Source organism: Paenibacillus sp. 01T443 (assembly GCF_056398325.1).
In genome coordinates this window covers 34,526-50,172 of sequence record NZ_JBFTPE010000003.1, presented here as the reverse complement: position 1 = coordinate 50,172, position 15,647 = coordinate 34,526, and the positions used below count along the sequence as shown (strand labels likewise).

14 protein-coding genes are annotated in these 15,647 nt (G+C 36.8%); 3 read left to right on the top strand and 11 right to left on the bottom strand.

What is annotated here, in order from left to right; translation table 11 throughout:
• Positions 1 to 2 precede the first annotated feature (2 nt).
• From rfbC to AC1DLI_RS04750, 9 genes are read right to left on the bottom strand one after another with little or no spacing between them, the layout of a single operon-like run.
• The gene (gene rfbC, locus AC1DLI_RS04790; protein WP_477600153.1) at positions 3 to 566 is read right to left on the bottom strand and encodes a dTDP-4-dehydrorhamnose 3,5-epimerase; all 564 of its coding nucleotides are present in this window, start codon (positions 564 to 566) and stop codon (positions 3 to 5) included.
• A 15-nt stretch (positions 567 to 581) separates the two neighbouring features.
• On the bottom strand, positions 582 to 1,325 hold the full coding sequence (locus AC1DLI_RS04785; RefSeq protein WP_477600151.1) for a sugar phosphate nucleotidyltransferase: 744 nt from the start codon (positions 1,323 to 1,325) through the stop codon (positions 582 to 584).
• A gap of 35 nt (positions 1,326 to 1,360) precedes the next feature.
• On the bottom strand, positions 1,361 to 2,308 hold the full coding sequence (locus AC1DLI_RS04780) for a glycosyltransferase family 2 protein (RefSeq protein ID WP_477600149.1): 948 nt from the start codon (positions 2,306 to 2,308) through the stop codon (positions 1,361 to 1,363).
• The gene (locus tag AC1DLI_RS04775) at positions 2,298 to 3,224 is read right to left on the bottom strand and encodes an NAD-dependent epimerase/dehydratase family protein (protein WP_477600147.1); all 927 of its coding nucleotides are present in this window, start codon (positions 3,222 to 3,224) and stop codon (positions 2,298 to 2,300) included. The genes AC1DLI_RS04780 and AC1DLI_RS04775 overlap by 11 nt, the downstream gene beginning before the upstream one ends.
• Positions 3,225 to 4,457 (bottom strand): glycosyltransferase family 4 protein, encoded by a 1,233-nt coding sequence (locus AC1DLI_RS04770; RefSeq protein ID WP_477600145.1) that lies wholly within the window; start codon positions 4,455 to 4,457, stop codon positions 3,225 to 3,227.
• Positions 4,458 to 4,472: 15 nt separating this feature from the next.
• On the bottom strand, positions 4,473 to 5,468 hold the full coding sequence (locus AC1DLI_RS04765) for a glycosyltransferase family 2 protein (protein ID WP_477600143.1): 996 nt from the start codon (positions 5,466 to 5,468) through the stop codon (positions 4,473 to 4,475).
• A complete protein-coding gene (locus AC1DLI_RS04760; protein WP_477600141.1) occupies positions 5,455 to 6,996 on the bottom strand; it encodes a polysaccharide pyruvyl transferase family protein in 1,542 nt (513 codons plus the stop codon). The genes AC1DLI_RS04765 and AC1DLI_RS04760 overlap by 14 nt, the downstream gene beginning before the upstream one ends.
• A 1-nt stretch (position 6,997) precedes the next feature.
• Complete coding sequence (locus AC1DLI_RS04755) at positions 6,998 to 8,257, bottom strand: ABC transporter ATP-binding protein (RefSeq protein WP_477600139.1); 1,260 nt, start codon at positions 8,255 to 8,257, stop codon at positions 6,998 to 7,000.
• A 15-nt stretch (positions 8,258 to 8,272) separates the two neighbouring features.
• Positions 8,273 to 9,073: an ABC transporter permease gene (locus tag AC1DLI_RS04750; RefSeq protein WP_477600137.1), complete on the bottom strand. Its 801-nt coding sequence runs from the start codon at positions 9,071 to 9,073 to the stop codon at positions 8,273 to 8,275.
• Positions 9,074 to 9,517: 444 nt separating this feature from the next.
• On the opposite strand from AC1DLI_RS04750, the gene AC1DLI_RS04745 reads away from it, so the two are divergent.
• The 3 genes from AC1DLI_RS04745 (at position 9,518) to AC1DLI_RS04735 (ending at position 13,428) form a co-directional block, all read left to right on the top strand.
• The gene (locus AC1DLI_RS04745; RefSeq protein ID WP_477600135.1) at positions 9,518 to 11,779 is read left to right on the top strand and encodes an O-antigen ligase family protein; all 2,262 of its coding nucleotides are present in this window, start codon (positions 9,518 to 9,520) and stop codon (positions 11,777 to 11,779) included.
• Positions 11,780 to 11,962: 183 nt separating this feature from the next.
• Entirely contained in the window at positions 11,963 to 12,976 is a 1,014-nt protein-coding gene (locus AC1DLI_RS04740; RefSeq protein ID WP_477600133.1) for a M23 family metallopeptidase, read from the top strand.
• Between the two features lie 5 nt (positions 12,977 to 12,981).
• Positions 12,982 to 13,428 (top strand): bactofilin family protein, encoded by a 447-nt coding sequence (locus tag AC1DLI_RS04735; protein WP_477600131.1) that lies wholly within the window; start codon positions 12,982 to 12,984, stop codon positions 13,426 to 13,428.
• An 82-nt stretch (positions 13,429 to 13,510) separates the two neighbouring features.
• Here the strand turns inward: AC1DLI_RS04735 and AC1DLI_RS04730 are convergent, their stop codons facing one another.
• The gene (locus AC1DLI_RS04730) at positions 13,511 to 14,305 is read right to left on the bottom strand and encodes an ABC transporter permease (RefSeq protein ID WP_477600129.1); all 795 of its coding nucleotides are present in this window, start codon (positions 14,303 to 14,305) and stop codon (positions 13,511 to 13,513) included.
• Complete coding sequence (locus AC1DLI_RS04725) at positions 14,298 to 15,218, bottom strand: ABC transporter ATP-binding protein (RefSeq protein ID WP_477600127.1); 921 nt, start codon at positions 15,216 to 15,218, stop codon at positions 14,298 to 14,300. Before AC1DLI_RS04725 ends, AC1DLI_RS04730 begins: the two co-directional genes overlap by 8 nt.
• Between the last annotated feature and the right edge of the window lie 429 nt (positions 15,219 to 15,647).

The following is a 15,647-nucleotide window of genomic DNA, read 5'->3' as shown; positions in this document are numbered from 1 at the left end:
AATCAAACTCCCCCTTCAAAAACAAAGTTGATTTCCGCGTCAGCCAGCACTGGATGCTTGTTATCCTTATCCGAAAGTATCGGTTTGGTTGTCGGCCAGTCGATCGCAAGCGCGGGATCGTTCCAAGCAATCCCTCGGTCGTGTTCAGGGGAATAAAGCGCATCAACCTTGTATTGAACCTCACAATTCGGAACTAGTGTACAGAAGCCATGGGCAAATCCCTGAGGTACAAGTAGTTGTCGTTTGTTTGCCGCACTTAAAATGAAGCCTTGCCACTGTCCAAAACTTGGCGAGCCATTGCGGATATCCACAACGACATCATAAATAGCACCTGAAGTAACACGAACCAGCTTCGTTTGTGCTTTAGGTGATAATTGATAATGCAAACCGCGAAGAACTCCCGCTTCTACAGATAACGAGTGATTGTCTTGAATAAAAGCATGTGTAATCCCATTTTCATGAGCCACTTGTTCATTATAGCTTTCCATAAAAAAGCCTCGGTGATCGCCAAAAACAGCAGGTTCAATCAGTTTTACGCCTGGAAGCTTAGAAACTATTATTTTCATAGGTCACCTGTTCTATTATAATTTTAGTTTTCCGAATTCCTCACCGAACGTTAAGTCCTTCGAGAGCTCATTCGCTTTAGTCAATGAGGCATGAGTACCCGCATCCGTCCACCAACCCTGTAGAATATCGAAACTGAGCTCATTTGCATCAATATATGCATTATTCACATCCGTTATTTCGAGTTCGCCTCGGCCGGATGGCTTGAGTGTTTTTACTATTTCAAAAACTTTGCTATCATACATATATATACCTGTAACAGCAAAATTGCTCCTTGGATGCTTAGGTTTCTCTTCAATAGAGACAATTTTCCCACCATTCAATTCGGGCACACCATAACGCTGAGGATCGTGAACCTCTTGAATAAGTATTTTAGCTCCTGTATTCTGCTTCTTAAAATTGCTGACAAACGGAACAATGCTATTTTCAAAAACATTATCGCCCAAAATGACGACCATTTGATCGCCATTAACAAAGTTCTGAGCTAATCCAAGTGCCTGCGCAATACCTCCAGCTTCATCTTGAACTTTATATGTAAATGATACGCCGAACTCTGTACCGCTTCCAAGTAAATTTACAACATCGCCCATATGTTCTTTACCAGTTACGATGAGAATATCAATGATGCCAGATTCTTTAAGCTTCGCAATAGAGTGGAATATCATTGGATACTTCCCGACAGGAAGTAAATGTTTATTCGTTACTTTAGTCAGCGGAAACAAACGTGAGCCTGTTCCTCCTGCTAGAATTATACCTTTCAATTCTTTCACTCCCATATACTTATATTGATGATGCATTAATGCTTTCGACCCACTACCTTTAGATTAAATAAATTGATAATAAAACTAATATTTCTTATTAATCCAACTTTAAAAAATCGATATTTAAATATTAATAGTAACCTCTGAAAATAATTAACTTTATCTAATGAACATAATGCATCTAGCATTAGTCGCTTATTATTATCAATTTCATTTCCATATTCTCTTCTGAATGCTTTAGCTTGTATAATATTTTCATAAAAAGATTTCCTTTTAAATATGTTCATTAATATATACTTGATATTGAATTTTTTAGCCCCGATTGTATTAAAGTTATGTTGTCTATAATACAAAGTGGGTTGTTTACTATAGTTAATTTCGCCAAGCGAAGATGCTAGCAAACCTAACCACCAATCGTGCATAATAGAATCATTGGGTATGGGCGCTGCCTTGATTGCCAATGCTTTATTAACAATGGTGCTACATCCTGTAATAACATTCTGAATTAATAACCTGTTAAAAGAACAATTTTCTGGATTTATAGATTGGTATTTCCACAAAGATTTACTCAATACTTTTAAATTTTCATCAGTAATATACATGTCGGTATGAGCTAACGCCGGTATTTGCTCATTACTTTGACAGATTAATTTATATGAAATCATTATCTTATCTTTAAGCCATACATCATCCTGATCTGCAAACATAAAAAAATCATATTCATTATCTTTTAATGCAATACTTATAAGCTCAGAAAAGCTTAAATTAGCACCAATATTGTGCGATGCTTTTAATAAGGTAATATTTCTATTATTTTTATAATGATCCTCTAACTTTTGATAGGTTGAATCAGTTGAATTATCATCTCTAATAAATATATGAAAATGAGTATAGGATTGATTTAAAATTGACTCTATCAATTCATCTACGTATTTCTCACCATTATAGGTAGATAGTAATACAGCTATTTTCTTATAATTCACGATTTTTTGTCTCCAGGATAACATTGACCATTCTTGTAATTCCATCTTGTAAGGTAGTTGTTGGCTCATAACTTGTAAGTCTCTTCAATTTATCAATTTTCAATCTATTATTCATAATCGTTTTTGTCCCTAGTTCTTTATGTACAATTTGAATCTCTTCTCCCGTTCTCTGTTCTACAATCGATATAACTTCACTTATTGCCGTTTCAGTTCCACTTCCGATATTTATTATCTCATTTCCTTTAAGTTGTGTTGTACGGAATACTGCTTCAAGAAAGTCATCTATATATATGAAGTCACGAACTGCAGCCGTATTACCCCAAAATATAAACTCTTCATTATTCAATGCCTTATTAATTAATACAGGAATAATTCCTTGTCTCTTGTTTGGATTTTGAAAGCCTCCATAGGGGTTAGATACTCTTAAAATCAAATAAGGGAAGCTATCTGATTCATGATGTTTAATAGCTATTAAATTCTCAAAATACACTTTTTGTAACCCATAAATATTAGTTGGTAATAATTTATCATTTTCACAAGCAAATGAACTTGTATTCCCATATACGGTACCCGCAGATGAAAGAAATATTAGCTTTTCTATTTCCTTACTTTCAAACAAATCTAATAGTTTAACAAAAGCCGTATAATTGTTTGAAATATCAGGCAATAGATCAGAATATTTATTTGTTGCATTTATTGATCCAGCAGCATATATAATAAAATCATTTTTATTAATGAATTCACCTATCTCCTCTATATTATTAATATCGATATCAAAAAAACGTATTTGTGACGCTAAAGTATTAGTATATATAGACTTCCTTCCTAAAACCTTTACATTCCAATTTAATTTATGAAAATAATTCGCCATATGAGAACCTAAATACCCACATCCAAAAACCACAACTTGTTTCATTTAATCCCCCAATATTTCGAAAAGATATTTGTTAATCTTTTTAGCTTCTTCTTCCCATGAAGAGTTGTGTAAAAATTGACTAGCATTTTGTATCATGGCTTTAGATTCTACTTCATTATTTATTACCTTATGTAGTACATCCGCGATTTCATTAATCTCATCATTAACATAAATAAACAACTCTTTATTAGGATCAATCCAATCATTATTTCTTCCACTATTTATTACAACCGGACACCCAGAGGCCATGAGTTCTAAAGGAAGTAAAGACAAGTTTGTAAAAGACAAAATTAACGCCACATCACATTGGCTATACAAATGAGATAACTCTTCAATACGGACAACACCTGCATTAAAATGTTTAAATGGTATTAAGTATTCTGATACATCCCAACCCGCCATTACTATTTCTACATCTGGATTTTTTTCACAGAACTGATTTAGAGCTAATATCCCCAATTCGAACCCTCTGCGGTCTGTTGGCGGTCTGGAATAAAAAAATACTCTTTTAATATCTTTATCTCTTCGTTCATGTTGTTGATACAAATCCTTCTCATAAGAAAAACTAAAACTTTTACAAACCATATTATATTCGTCAGTTAGTTTTTCTTTTAACCAATCTCCTGCTGTTATCCCGTGAAATCCAAAACTGTACGTCTGTTCAGCAAACGAATAAGAGCTTCCTTTAGCATAAAAATATGGTTCGAAATCTTGTACAAAATAGACTTTTTTCACACATTGCTCAAAGGCTCTTACATAATACGCCGATTGCCATGAAGTGGCTAAAGCTATATCATATTCATTTAAAACTACATCATTATGGTTATGAATAAACACATTTGCTTGAAGAGGAACAAAATATTTATTAATGATTTCCTTAACATCTTTAGGGTTTCCCCACTGTGAACTACCACAGATAAAAATATCCGACTTAACAGACATTCCCTCAAGGAGGTGAATAATTCTAAAAATATTAAGATGTCCTCCTGAACCAATTCCGAAATCAGGAATAAACCATGCAAGTTTCAAGCTTCCATCTGGCTTATAGGTCAGTTTAGCTGCGTTATTTTCGAATAGTAAGTAATTGTAGAACTTAAAAACATTCTTTTTAATAATGGTATTTTCATTTTTTTGTTTAATTTTCGATAATACCATTCTTGATCCTTTTACGAGGCCTTCCTTTTTTAAGATAACTATCACTTTCTTAGTGTTATAAAGAAATAACTTATACATAAGCAACCCTCATCATTATTTATTTATCAACTTATATTCTCTTGAAAATAATCTATTAAAAAAACTATACTTAGTTCCGCGAACACCCAAATATGCTCCTAAGTACCTTACGCTATTTTTTATAAGAGAATATCCTGCCCAATAAATTTTCCTTTTCCGTCCAATAGTTTGATTTGAACGCAAAAATTTAATATCACTTAAAAAATGCTTTGCTATATGAGCTKGCAACAAAAATATATTTTTAACAGATGAATAATTATAGATGTTATACAACCCTTTATACTCATCATAATATCTTTTGAACTGTTGCTTAAACGTATAATTATGCGAGTGATATACGACAGAATTTGGAGAATATGCTTTTTTATAACCTTTTTCAATAATTTGTCTTGCCCATAACTGATCCTCAGCAAAGTCAACTTCAGGATAAGGTATTTGTTCCCAAATTTTCCTTCTCATCGCAGAAGAATTATCGGAGTAAAAGCATAATAAATGCCTATAACCTTCTTCCCTATCATATCTCTCTTTATCATCTAAATGATAAAGAGTTAGTTCTGATCCAAAATTATCAAAATGGGTAATGATGTTATGTTTTTCGAATATATCACAATCATCATATGGGAGATGACGTCCAAATACGCCTACTATTTCCTCATCTAGTTCAAAACAAGATACTAAATTTTTCAACCAAAACTTATCATATGGCTTGGCATCCTGTGTTATGAATACCAAATACTCTCCTTTTGCCAAAGACGCACCTAAGTTTCTTGTTTTACCATGTCCAAACTCTTTTGCAGGAATTTCATGCAAAACAATATTTTCGTTAGTTTTTTTTATTTTTCTGGCATATTGTAAAGTTCCATCGGATGAGCCAGAATCAACTATTATTATTTCATATTTTTGATGAATTTCCTGGGCAAGTACTTTTTCAAGTACTTCATGAAATATCGGACCACCGTTTTTAGTGGGGATAATAATGGACGCAATAATTTTATTTTCATTCATTTTCATTATTTTCCTCGTTATTCTTTCTTTTCTTAATATAGTTTTTGAAACTAGAAAGAACCGCTGAGTATTCCTGTTTAATATGACTCAGTTGTTTATTATCAGTTAGTAATGTATCTCTACTAGCAGTAGTTAAATCAATCTCTTTTTGCATTTGGACAGTTTGCTCTTTCAAATATAGTAGCCTTTCAGATAAATGAGTATTTTCTGCATTTGCCTGATTCAGCGCCGACTCAGCGATGCCAACTCGTTTCCATAATTGTTCATTCTGTTTTGAGACGATTTCAAGATGACCTTCAGCGTAGTTCACTCTACTCCATAATTTAGAAATTTCATTATTTTTATTATTTATAATAATCTGCTGCATTTTAAAGATATCATCGGATTTATCAGAAAATTGTACCTCATTCTTTCTTTCTTCAAGTAGTGCTTGTCTTACAAAATCCTCTATTTTACAAATTTCTTTTGATAAATCAGCAAGGTTATCTAAACTTGTAGATAAGTATTTTGCAATATGATCTTCTTTATTCAAAATATCTATTACATTCTTAAAACAATATTCTTTGTTATTTATTAAATCAAAAAAGCCTTTTAGTTTATTCGAATAATCTCCAGAGAATGTAACATGAGGAATACCATAGCTATATGAGATTATGTTTCCATGTAAACTAGAACCAATGAATCCATTTGCCTGGGCTAATAGTGCCACTTTATCTATTAACGAGATTGTAGAATCAAGTTCTTTATTAATGACATAACAATCATTAAGTAATAATGCTAGTTTATTATATAACTCGTTATCACCCAGACATTCACCTATAGAAAGTAATATTACAGGCATCTTCATCCTTCGAGTGATACCATTTAGAAACTCACTAATTTCTCTTATTTCGCTATTATTAAGTACAGTGTCATTTGCTTGAAATATGACATATCCATCTTTTTCCAGTACGATGTTATTTCTCTTGAAGACATTCTTTGTCTTTTCTTCTAAAGTCTTTTTAGGAAAGTACTTGGAAATACTTAAAACCATATCAGGGACAATTTGGCTTTCAATACCTTTAGTTGTTAAARAGGCTTGTGATTTTAAATCTCTTACAGATATAGCATTAAATCGTGTGAATGAATTTCTCACAAAACTAGTAAAGGCATCATCTAATTCAAATGGAACTCCTAAACCTAAAGTGTAGCAGTTACATATTTCAAGGTTTGTAGGTGATAGAATATTAGTAAAACTAAGCTTGTTAGAATTATATAATGAATTAATCGACCAATCATCCGATCTCAAGAGATCTCCGCCACCAATAAAAACCTTATCATAAGTAATATTATTAAATTGATCTATATCAATAACTTTTTTTTGGTCTATGTATGTTGGAACATATTCGATGCTATTAGGACTGAAGTAATCTATATTATAGTATTCATCTGTCTCTCTGCTTATTTCCTCAACTATTTCTGAAAAAACAACTGGAAAAAGTAGATCGCCTAAATTATCAACATTAAATGTACCTATTTGAGCAATTTTTTTCATACTAACCACCTTTAATGATTTCTACATTTGAATCCATATCCATTAATCMAATAACTGTTCGTTCCGATTTTACCGTTATTTTATTATAATCATATCTTCGATCCAATGGACGACTTAAACCATCAACATAATCCGATAAACCTACAGAGACAATATATTCGTCAGGAGCCAGATACATCTTCTGAGAGAAAACAACTGTAATTTTGTCACCTTTTTTAGTAGGTCCAATATTTTGATTTAAATAGTGAGTATTTCCACTATACATTTCTAAACCCTTTTTGTTTTTAATGTAAAAACCAAGAACAGGATTTGTACAACTTTCATGAAAATCAATAGTAATTTTCAGCATAAATTGTTCAAGTGTATAAACTAACCAACTGTCTTCACAATCACTTCCGCTTATGCATTCAATATTCTTTATACTTGCAGAATCATCACCATATCTATATTCTTCCAAGTCGTTTTTAACGGGAATCATTTCAATTTTTCCTTTATCTTCTAACTTATTAATCCGTTTTTCAATTTGATCATTTGTATTATACAGCTTTACATAATCGTTAATTATTTTTCTTGGTTCTCCATATGAATAAACTTCCCCTTTATTAAGTAAAACACATCTATCACAAAGAGTACTAATACTTGTTACATCATGACTAACAAAGAGAATTGTTACGCCTTTATTCTTCATTGCTTTAATTTTTTCAAAACATTTTTGTTGAAAAAAAATGTCCCCCACCGACAGAGCTTCATCTATTATAAGAATTTCAGGTTCAACATTAATAGCAACTGCGAAAGCTAATCTGGCAAACATTCCACTTGAGTAATTTTTTACAGGCTGGTATATGAAATCCCCTATATCAGCAAATGAGAGAATATCATTCAGTTTTTTTCTCATATCTTCTCTTGTGATTCCCATTAACAATCCATTTAAATAAATATTCTCAAGACCTGTATATTCAGGATTAAAGCCAGCACCAAGTTCTAATAGCGCAGCCACTTTCCCGCCGATATAAACTTGACCATTAGTCGGAGTTAAAACACCAGTAATTATCTTTAATAAAGTCGACTTCCCAGAACCATTTTTACCTAAAATTCCTAATGTTTCACCTTTTTCCACTTGGAAGCTAACCTTTTTTAAAGCATAAAAATCTGTATGGTAACTCTTTCGCAAAGGATTAATGGCTTCTTTAAGCCGATCTACTTGTTTTTCGTATAATTTATATTGTTTAGTGATGTTATCCACTTGTATAGCAGCACTCATAGCTAACAAATCTCCTTATAGTACATCTGCAAAATGTGGTCTTAATCTCTTAAACACAAAATAACCAATTAATAGAAATACAACTGTCACACACCAAAAGTATATTGTTTGGCTAGGATACTGCCAAAACCAATTTCTAAAAATAAAACTATTTCTATAGCCTTCAATAATATAATACATGGGGTTTAACTTTATTAAGAAAGTAAATTTTTCTGGAATCATCTTCAATGACCAGAAGATGGGAGTTAACCAGAAGCCGAATTGAAGTATCATTGATAAGATATGCCCAACATCTTTTAGAAATACAACTAAAGCTGATGTGATCCATGTTAGTCCCAACATAAAAATACACATTGCCATTATATAGTAGAATACCTGTATAAAGTATATATTCGGTTTATATCCATAACCCCAAAACATCACAATTAAAAACAATATAAAGAAGACATGAATAATAAGTGGTGAAATGATTTTAACAATTGGTAATAAGCTTAGTCGAAACACTACGTTTTTAACCAAGAAAATATTACTGATAACTGAATTGGTCGCATTCATAACTGCATCAGAGAAAAAAAACCAAGGCAACATTCCAGCCATAAGCCAAAGAATAAACGGATAATTATCAATAGGTATCGATTTAAATCCCACTTGAAAAATGAACCAAAAAATCAATATGGTTATAGTAGGTTGAATTATTGCCCACATTACTCCTAGGTAAGAACCTAAATATTTGTCCTTTAAATCTTTGATGGCTAATTGAAAAATCAACCCTCTATTTGCTAATATATTTTTAAAAAACCGCTTGCTACTACCCATCTAAGATGAATTCTCCTTCCATTTATAAAACTACTTAACATTTGATGAACTTATGGAATTTGCATTGATTATCTAGAAATAATATGTACTATCAATATTCTCATGTTTTAGGAGAAAGGTAGGAATCTAATTTGTAGTAATTTACTTTGATAAATACTTGATTTTCTTAGCTCCTCAAATTTGCACTTTATATACAGTAGTTACACCTCGTTATCTTACCAAAGTTCCTCCCATATTCATACCTAATTGTGTCTCCAAAACCCGATAAAATGTAGAATCCCCCCGAAATCGCTACCCATTCGACAAACTCCCAATCCTGCAAATATGTAAACGACATACAATTTAAAACTTTCCATTATAGTAATCCATTCCCCCATTTGCTAAAATACAAACAGGAGCTAACCGTTTCAGATCTACATAATGATGGATGAGGAGTACATATGCATGAGCGCACAAAAGAAATCAAAAAGCAGTACGCCGGCTGCAGCCGCTGATTTAACGCTGTTAAAGTGGATAGGGACGATTGGAATTGCCCTATTTTTAGTTATTTTCCCCTACAAGCAAGGATTGTTTAATGGCTATGAATTGAGCTTTGATGGGGCCATTTACGGATCTATCATTTTCGGATTTGTACTGCTGCTTGTAACGGCTTTATTTGTATATCGCAAGTCACAGTACGGCAGCTATAGAGGAATTTTGTCGATTGCCGTCATGATCCTTCCTTTCATTTATTGGCTTTCTTCGTTCCAAGCGGTTTCTAGTTATTACGCGAAGTTCATGACACTCGTATTTTTTCTTCTAGCAGCTCTTTTTATATCCAGTTTCTATCTTGCAGAGGCTAAGCTTACTCGCAAAACAATCGAGTATGCACTTATGCTCTCATCCTATTTAATCGTCCTGTTTGGTTTACTCAATCTATTTGGACAAATCTATTATAGGGATGCGTTATGGCTCGCCCACGACGGGTATCGACTCGCATCCGTATTCCAATATTCAAATACTTATGCCGGCTTCTTGGCCGCTTTGTTTTTGGTCAGTCTATACTACGCTGCGCACTGCATACGTCCTTCCGCGCGTTTAATTCACGCTGCTATGCTTGTACCGATCTGGATTTCATTCATGTTCACCTACTCACGAGGCGCAATTATCGTCATTCCTGTGATGACACTCCTATTGCTGCCATTCCTGCGCTTATCGAAACAAATCGCATATATCATATTCATGGTTTTATCTGCACTTGTTTCTATGGCGATATTAGGTAAGCTTACAACGAATGCAGATGCGATCTCTAAGCTTGTTCAGCCGACAGAAACGAAAGCGCAAAGCCCGATTTCCTTGTTCAGCTCATTGCCTTTGCAAAGCTGGGGACTCCTTCTTCTAGGAATTATCGTAACAGCCGGGCTAATCATGCTTTATCATGCCAAGGCCGGCTCAGTTCTGGAAACAAAATTGGCGAAGCTGTCTACCTATAAATGGTCCTTTGCAGCTGTACCGGTCGCCACGATCATTCTAGCAGCCGTTGCAGCTGGCAGCATCCTCGGCAGCAGTGCCATTCGGGGGTTGCTTCCGGATAAAATTGCTGCTCGCTTTGAGAACATTAACCTTCAACAGCACAGTGTGCTCGAACGCTTAACCTTCTATAAGGATGGTCTCCATGTTGCGGAGGATTATCCTCTGTTAGGCGGTGGCGGCGGCTCTTGGCAGGCTATGTATGAGCAATATCAGAATAATCCTTATTGGAGCAGACAGGCACATAGCTTTTTTGTTCAAATTTTAGTAGAAAGCGGTTGGATCGGGTTAATCGCTTTAATAGCATTACTAGTGTTCGTTTATGGCTTATACATCCGTTCATTCATACGTTACCCAGAACTTCGAGGCAGTCATTTCATCTTTTTTATTTTTTCAATGACGCTTCTTGTCCACAGCGCGATCGATTTCGATATGAGTTATATTTATATCAGCGCAATCGTCTTTATCTCGCTCGGCTGCATGCTTGCCCCATTTAGCGGTAAGCTTACAATTGAGCGCATGAAAGCTAAAGCAGAGCGCCCATGGTTAAAAATAGCGTATCCGTCGATTCTCGCTTTATTGTCTCTGTTTCTGCTTGTCGTTGCTATTCTAGAAAACAATGCCCTTCAAAAATATAATAAGGTTTATACGTTAGCCGTTCAGCAGCAAGCTTCATTGGACCAACTTCTACCTATGATAAATGAAGCCATTGAGGCATCGCCTCAGCATTCAACCTTTTCATTAACGAAAGCTGATTGGCTGGAACAAGCCTATACGCAGACGAATACGGTTTCTTATCTTGATGAAGCATTAAGCACGCTTAATAAGGCAAGGGAATCGGATCCTTATAACCGCAGCCTCCTATTATCCCAATATCGTGTGCTGCAAGCGAAAGGCCTCTTCGAGGAATCTCTTGCTGTTATCGGTGAGGGCGTTACCAAATTCCCTTGGGACATAAATCTTTACGAAGCTGCGATAACCAGTTACGCCAAAGCGAATCAGACAGCAGCAACGGAGAAAAATGACTTGAAAGCTAAAGAATATGCAGAACATATTAATGAACTCTCTACTGAAATAAAAAGAAGGATCGAGCAGCTTGCTGCTCTTCCTCCAGAACAACAGCAAGGACGATCCTTTGCATTCACGCCAGCGATTCAGGATGCTATCGCCCAGATAGAGCTAGCAGCTGCAAACTAGCTATGATTCCTCTTCTATGTTTCCATCGACTGTCCGCTCGCACATTCCGTGCGCAGCTGGCAGTCTTTCTTTTTTATGAGTAAGTTTTAAGGCATGTTTTATTGCGCCTCAGAATAAAAGAATAAATAGCAATAGAACGTCACGATCATTTTATACGTAACCAAATGAGAAAGGAGTATGCGATTGAAACGAGCAAGAAAGCCAAAATGGTCCTTTGTCGTGCTGCGCGGCGCTGACAAAACGGTTAAACAGTTTCATGTCTCCAAGCGTTCGGTTTTTGCTGCGCCTACGGCAGTCGTACTTGCTGTTTCGGGCTGCATTACAGGACTTCAATTAAACTCGCATTATGAAAAGAATCATTTGGAAGAAAAATTGTCGGAGCATGATCATTTGTTTTCAGAAACCTTATCAGGCAAGGATGAAACCATTCATTCGTTGCAGCAAGAATTGGTTGGGCTTTCCGAGCAAGCAAACGAGATGAAAAAGAAAATGGAAGCTTTGCAGCAGCTAGAGTCCCGTCTCAAGCAATTTATTAATAACTATGGAGACCGATTGGATTCCTCTACCTATCAAGTACAGACTCCCGATACCATCCCGTCAGCACAATCAAAGTCTCTCCAACAAAATGCATCTAATCAGAGCTACAACTACATAAAGGAATCAAAACCGCTCTCTTTACTCGCTCACAAAACCGATCTTACGTTAACCTCGTTGAACGCAATCGCGGATACGATGGAGAAGTCTATGGCTTTAACGCTTGAGCTAGCACAAACGACACGCATTTCTGTGGATGCTTATCCTTCCGTATGGCCTACACGGTCCAAGCTGCTATCTTCAGGGTTTGGCTACCGTAGGGACCCTATAACCGGGCGTGCTGCCTTCCATGCCGGCATAGACATAACGGGAAAGCTCGGCGATCCAGTGTTCAGCGCGGCGGATGGAACGGTGTCAGAAACCGGTTATAACAGCTCTTTAGGGACGTATATCGTGATTGATCATCTCGCAGGACTGCAGAGCGCTTATATGCACCTGAAAGAAATTGAAGCCAAGGTAGGCGATTTCGTCGTCCGAGGAGAAAAAATAGGCTTATTAGGCTCAAGCGGCAGAAGCACAGGTCCCCATTTGCATTTTCAAATCATGCATAAAAATGAGCCCGTTAACCCCATACCCTATCTAAGTTTAATTAAGGAGGACTAACCTTCATGTTTAAAGATCACAAGCGGCTAGCTGCTGCTGATACATTAATCGGCCAAGGCACGTTAAGCGAGGGCAAGATGATTTGCGAAACCAGCCTGCGTATCGAAGGGGAGCACCGGGGGGACATTGAATGCAACGCGGATGTTATCATTGGAGAATGTGGCCTTGCCCGCTCTAATATTATGGCTCGTGATGTCATCATTGCCGGGAAAGTGTTTGGCGATATTATCACAAAGGGGCGGCTTACCATTACCGCCTCCGGCATGTTGACAGGCGCCGTTACAGCTCATTCACTCATCATTCATGATGGGGGCAGTCTAAATGGAAGCTGTCAAATGGAGCCCACAGCAGACTCCAAAAATCGTTCGCTTATAGAAAACGATACCTCTAAGCCTCATGGCAAAGAATTAACAGGCAAGGAATCCAAAGAGAAATCACGACAGGCAGGTTAACGTAAAAAAAGCCGTCCTTTGCTTGTATTGCTTCAACGAGAAGCAGCACGGGCAGGACGGCTTTTTTCTTCAAATCTGGCTATTACGAAGCGACGTCACGCTTATTAAAGATATACCAAGTCAAAGCTATAAAGATCACGTAATAAACACCGAGCACGCCAATGGAATACCCCATGGTCATGCCTTCCCTCATCGGGTTCCCGTCTAGATATTGGGTCAGGTTTAAATGAATGAACAACAGATAATCGATCCATTTATATTCCAGCATAGCAATTAATGCGATAAAGCTGTTAACACCAAGCAAGAGAAACAATGCCATACCGATAGCAAGACCGCTGCTGCGGAATATTGTCGAGAGCATGAAAGCCAGCGTCACCGTGACTACCAGTGAAATTAACGTTAAGCCATAATACTTCAGCATGTATGAAAGAGGGTTTGATCCTTCTCCTCCTACAAAGGTTGGCTTAATATCCGGCGATGCATTTATGCCAAAACAAATCCAATTTACCAGCAGGGTGCTTACGAAGAGCAGAATTGCAAGTAAAAGCGCAAATATCATAATAGAGATATATTTGGACAACAATATTTTCGAGCGTGACCATGGACGGATCAAAAGCAATTTTATCGTTCCGCTTGTAAACTCCTCAGCAACTCCACCGGCAGCAATAACGACCGTGAAAATCGTTACTAGCAAGAACAAGATGGATGATTCCATAAACGCGACATCCCACATCGATGTATCTCTTCCGCCGAAAATCAACCATAATATCGATATCGTTAGAACTAATACGATCAATATTCCCGTCATCACCCATGTGCGAGGACGACGGTAAATTTTCATATTCTCATTTTGTACAAGCGGCAAAAAATTACCCAATTCGTTCCCCTCCCGTCACTTCTAAGAATTGATCTTCGAGTGTTTTTACCTGCGCACGAATACCGTAAACTTTAACACCCGCTGTTACGAGCGAGGAATTAATATTAGCCGTGCCTTCCTTGTCAGCTTCAACGGCGATTGCATTCGATCCTTCGAGTTCCCCCGATATCCCGGCAGCAAGCAGAACATCCAGCGCGCTGCGCTGGTTATCAACTTCAATAACGACGCGATTGTTTACTTTTGCTGCTTGCTCTCCTCGAATGGTTCTAACGTCAATTAGCTTTCCATTCTGAATAATAGCCACGCGGTCACACATGAGCTCCATTTCAGACAGCAAATGGCTTGATACGAATACAGCTATGCCTTCCTCTTTCGAAAGCATTCTCAAGTAATCACGAAGCTCGCGAATACCCGCCGGATCTAATCCGTTTGTCGGTTCATCCAAAATGAGAAGCTGTGGTTTATGTAAAATAGCTTGCGCAACGCCCAGCCGTTGACGCATACCGAGCGAGTAGGTTTTCACTTTATCGCGGATCCGTTCTTCAAGTCCAACCAGTTTCACCACTTCATGGACGCGATGCTCTGTAATCCCTGGAATCATACGCGCATAATGAATTAAGTTATCATAACCGCTCAAATATTTATACATCTCAGGATTTTCTACAATAGCTCCGACATGGCGAATGGCTTTTTCGTAATTTTTGGTAATGCTATGTCCGCCAATGGTAATCTCACCATCTGTAAGAGACATTAGGCCAACCATCATACGAATCGTAGTTGTTTTGCCTGATCCGTTGGGGCCGAGAAAACCAAATACTTCTCCAAGCGGTAAATCGAGCGTCAACCGATCAATTATCGTTCTTTTGCCGATTTTTTTTGTTACGTTTTGCAATTTAACAATGGGCTGCTCCATATCCGTGCTCCTCCTTCAAAAATCCAAATCTTATTTATTATAAACGATTCAGGAAACAATTGGTAGTTTACACAAAAAAACACCTCCGCTCTACAGATGAACTGTAGGACAGAGGCACGTATTATCATTCGTTCGATAGGGCTGTATAACATGTTCGGCAACTTTCGCATCTGCACGAAGGAACATTTTATAGTCATAGTTACTGGTCTTACCCGCCGTTCCTACTATAGCATCCAGCCTATCCTGCTCCACGCTGCATGTTAAGCAATAACCCATTGGATGTACCACTCGGAAAAAACCTGTTCGGAACAAAATATCCGCTTCAGGATTAGAAAGCATCTCCCCGCAACTAACACAATAAAAACGGTCCTTTGAACATATCATCCGATAGATCGCTCCCTCTCTCTTTCGTAATGATTGTATCAACTT

Excerpts from the sequence above, each read along its gene's own strand:
- rfbC (WP_477600153.1), bottom strand. The coding sequence starts at position 566 with ATGAAAATAATAGTTTCTAAGCTTCCAGGCGTAAAACTGATTGAACCT.
- AC1DLI_RS04775 (WP_477600147.1), bottom strand. The coding sequence starts at position 3,224 with ATGAAACAAGTTGTGGTTTTTGGATGTGGGTATTTAGGTTCTCATATG.
- AC1DLI_RS04770 (WP_477600145.1), bottom strand. The coding sequence starts at position 4,457 with ATGTATAAGTTATTTCTTTATAACACTAAGAAAGTGATAGTTATCTTA.
- AC1DLI_RS04750 (WP_477600137.1), bottom strand. The coding sequence starts at position 9,073 with ATGGGTAGTAGCAAGCGGTTTTTTAAAAATATATTAGCAAATAGAGGG.
- AC1DLI_RS04745 (WP_477600135.1), top strand. The coding sequence starts at position 9,518 with ATGAGCGCACAAAAGAAATCAAAAAGCAGTACGCCGGCTGCAGCCGCT.
- AC1DLI_RS04735 (WP_477600131.1), top strand. The coding sequence starts at position 12,982 with ATGTTTAAAGATCACAAGCGGCTAGCTGCTGCTGATACATTAATCGGC.
- AC1DLI_RS04725 (WP_477600127.1), bottom strand. The coding sequence starts at position 15,218 with ATGGAGCAGCCCATTGTTAAATTGCAAAACGTAACAAAAAAAATCGGC.